The organism is Mycobacterium sp. 1165178.9 (assembly GCF_001673555.1).
Classification (GTDB): domain Bacteria; phylum Actinomycetota; class Actinomycetes; order Mycobacteriales; family Mycobacteriaceae; genus Mycobacterium.
Genome location: NZ_LZMB01000243.1, coordinates 1 through 3499, shown reverse-complemented (window position 1 = coordinate 3499; position 3499 = coordinate 1). Strand labels below are relative to the sequence as shown.

Annotated in this window: 4 protein-coding genes; 3 read left to right on the top strand and 1 reads right to left on the bottom strand. The window is 66.8% G+C overall.

Annotation, left to right across the window (positions count from 1 at the left end):
* From A5652_RS11070 to A5652_RS11060, 3 genes are all read left to right on the top strand, one after another.
* A partial coding sequence (locus A5652_RS11070; protein WP_156745275.1) for a DUF3418 domain-containing protein occupies positions 1–391 on the top strand: 391 nt, incomplete at its 5' end.
* A gap of 114 nt (positions 392–505) precedes the next feature.
* Positions 506–2029 carry an FAD-dependent monooxygenase gene (locus A5652_RS11065; RefSeq protein ID WP_255361827.1) on the top strand — a complete coding sequence of 508 codons (1524 nt, stop codon included), beginning with the start codon at positions 506–508 and terminating at the stop codon, positions 2027–2029.
* Between the two features lie 72 nt (positions 2030–2101).
* Positions 2102–3079, top strand: a complete 978-nt coding sequence (locus A5652_RS11060; RefSeq protein ID WP_067350532.1) for a hypothetical protein — start codon at positions 2102–2104, stop codon at positions 3077–3079.
* Between the two features lie 30 nt (positions 3080–3109).
* Here A5652_RS11060 and A5652_RS11055 read toward each other — a convergent pair whose 3' ends face one another.
* Entirely contained in the window at positions 3110–3292 is a 183-nt protein-coding gene (locus A5652_RS11055) for a hypothetical protein (RefSeq protein WP_067350526.1), read from the bottom strand.
* Between the last annotated feature and the right edge of the window lie 207 nt (positions 3293–3499).

Here is a 3499-nt window from a genome sequence, read left to right as displayed (position 1 = left end):
TCCGCCGCCCGCCCAGACCGATGCGATCGCCGACATCCGTGCGCAACTGAATCGGTTGTTGCCGGCCGGTTTCGTCACCGCCACGGGCCCCGCGCACCTCGCCGATCTCAACCGCTACCTCCTTGGGATCCGTCGCCGCCTCGACGGGCTGCCCCGCGCCGCCCAGGCCGATCGGGACCGCATGCAACAGGTGCACGCCGTGCGGGACGCCTACGACGAACTGGTGCAGAACCTGCCGCAGCCGGCGAGGGCGACCGCCGACGTTCGCGATATCGCCCGGCAGATCGAGGAACTCCGGGTGAGCCTGTGGGCCCAACAACTGGGCACGCCGAGCCCGGTCAGCGAGCAGCGGATCTACCGCGCGATCGACGCGGTGCGTGACCGTTGGTGATTGTTTCCCCCGCCACTTTCAACCTATAGCGCATGTGGGGGCTTGCCGCAAGACCCGGGTGGTGATGCAAAATCGCTGTCCTTGAGCAGAATTCAAGCGGATTGGGGTGGCGAAGTGGATGTTTCGTGCTCATCAGAGAACTCGCCCGGCGATATCGGGCATGCGGTGCTGATCGCCGGGGGCGGCCCCACGGGGCTGATGCTGGCGGGCGAACTGGCGTTGGCGGGGGCCGACGCCGCGATCGTCGAGCGGCGCGCCAACCAGGATCTGATCGGGGCGCGGGCCGGCGGTCTGCACTCGCGCACCATCGAAGTTCTCGACCAGCGCGGCATCGCCGATCGGTTTCTATCCCGGGGCCAGGTGGCGCAGGTCGCCGGGTTCGCCCAAATCCGGCTGGACATCAGTGACTTTCCCACCCGGCATCCGTACGGACTCGCTTTGTGGCAGAACGAGATCGAACGCATCCTGTCCGACTGGGTCAGCGAGCTCGGCGTGCCGATCTACCGCGGCGAGGAGGTAACGACCTTCACCCAGGACGCCACCGGCGTCCACGTCGGCCTGGCCAATGGTCGAAAGATGCGGGCGCAGTACCTCGTCGGGTGCGACGGAGGGCGCAGCGTCATCCGCAAGGCAGCCGGCATCGAATTTCCGGGATGGGACGCGACGACGAGCTACCTGCTCGCCGAGGTCGAAATGAATTTGACGACCGGGAGATCCCCACAGTGGGGCATCCGCCACGACGCGCTCGGCGTTCACGCCCTTTCCACGGACGACGATGGCGGGCCGGTTCGGGTCATGGTCACCGAGGCCCACCTGGGACCGGCCACCGAACCCACGCTGCGTGACTTGAGTGAGGCACTCGTCGCCGTATACGGGACCGACTATGGGATTCACAGTCCCGCTTGGCTTTCCCGGTTCACCGATGCGGCGCGGCAGGCCGCCACCTATCGCCGCGGGCGGGTCCTGCTGGCCGGCGACGCCGCACACATCCACCACCCGGTGGGCGGGCAGGGCCTCAACACCGGCGTGCAGGACGCGGTGAATCTGGGCTGGAAGCTGGGCCAGGTGGTCAGCGGGACATCACCCGACAGCCTTCTGGACAGCTATGAGGCCGAACGGCACCCGGTTGCCCAGCGGGTGCTGCGCAACGCGTTGGCGCAGATGGCGCTTCTTCGCCCCGACGAACGCACCAAGGCGCTGCGCGACACCGTGTCCGACCTTCTCGGCATGGACGAACCGCGCGTGTGCTTCGCCGCGATGATGTCTGGCCTGGACATTCATTACGACCTGGGTAAAGGACACCCGCTGGTGGGCCGCAGGATGCCCGACCTGGACCTGGCCACCGCCGACGGCCCGCTGCGCGTTTTCGACCTGCTGCGAGATGCCCGCCCGCTGCTGCTGAAGTTCAAGGGTGCCGACGCCATCGATATCGGGTCCTGGGTCGACCGAGTCCGGGTGGTCTGCGCGAAAGATGCTGCCCAACTGGTACTTCCGGTGCTGGGGGCGGTCAGCGAGCCGCCCGCGGCGCTTATCCGGCCGGACGGCCACGTCGCCTGGGTCGGGGCCGAAACCGACGCGGCGCTGCGCGGTGCCCTCGCCACCTGGGTCGGGCCGCCCGCCGCGACGCGCGAACAATAACCGCAGCGGAAATGGTGACTTGTATCGGCCGAGGCAGCGTGTAACGTGCGTGTTCCCGAGAGCAGGAAGCATCTGGACATGGCAACCGACCCGGCGCCGACTCCGCCCATGGATTGGGCCGGGGCCGCCCCCTTGCTGCGGCCGGTGCTGCGCCCGCAGAGCTACGTCAACCACTTGGTCAACACCGGGGCTCTACCCTGGGTCCGTCCGGTGTTCCCCTTCATCAACGAGATGGTCGTGGTCGACCTGCCCACGGTGCGGGCCATGGTGACCCCTGCGGAAACGGACGCTTGGGGGATCAGCGGCGATCAGGCCTTCGCGGCGGCCAGGGAAAACCTTTCCGCGCATCAGCAGGCCGTCCAGCCGGGCGAGAAATTCCTGTTGAAAGACGCGGACGGCGGCACCTATGTCGATTCGATGATCCTGGCTACCGGTTGGCTGGGTTCACTCGCACTGGCGGACGGCCCGCGTCCGCTGGTCTTTTTCCCCGGCGATGGCGTGTTACTGCTGGGCACCGACGCGCCCGACAATGCCGCGGACCTCTTCGAGGTCGCCGAGCAGATGTACCTCGATGCCGAACAGCACATCTCGCCGCAGGGCTACACGATCGAGGGCAGCGTTATCGCGCCGTTCGATCAGGCCGGCCCACACCCACTGCGCGATTTGGCGTTGAGGGCTCGAACCCTCTTGGCGACAACGGAATACGGCCACCAGACCGATTTCTTGCGGGAGCACTATGAGCGCGAGCTTTTCCCGCAATACGTCGGCGAGGCAAAGATGATCGAGACGGCGTGGGGCCCGCGCACCACGGCGGTGTGGGGCCAGGGCATTCCATGGGAGCTGCCGCAAACCGATTACGTGACGTTTTTTGTCGGTGACCCGTCAGATGTGTCCGACAAGTTCACCGTGCCCTTCCCGACGGTGGTCGACGCGGTGGGCATCCTTCCCGTCGCGGGAATCAACCCGGTCCGCTACCGGGCCAGCGAATGGCCGACGACCGAGATGCTGGCGACGCTGAAGGCGCACGCCATCGACCTGCCGAGCGAATGACGATGTTCCCGGGAGCCAAGCCGGCGACCGCTAGTCCGGTGGCTCGCTGGTTGTGCCGCGGGCCGTCGCTTGTTCCCGGTCGCTGCGGTTGCCGGGAACGCCTTCGGCCTCGCTTTCCTCGGTGACCTTCTCCTCGAGCTCATCGACGATGTTTTCCAGCTCCTGAGCGCGGCTCAGCGGGTCTTTGTCGGGTTTGGTCATATCGCTTTCCATTGGCCTGAGTGGGGGACGGGCTCCGGCGCCGGGAACCCGCCGCTATCCCATACCCGATCGAGCGTCCGCTAACCGGACCCAAGTGCCATCAAAACACACGAGACACAGCGCCGCCGCGATGGAAGTATCGAAAGAGTGGCTACCGAGAAACCTCAGACGATCTCTTATCCCGCTGCCGACGCCCGCCCGCGTCGCCACCATTCGGAC

Excerpts from the sequence above, each read along its gene's own strand:
- A5652_RS11055 (WP_067350526.1), bottom strand. The coding sequence starts at position 3,292 with ATGGAAAGCGATATGACCAAACCCGACAAAGACCCGCTGAGCCGCGCT.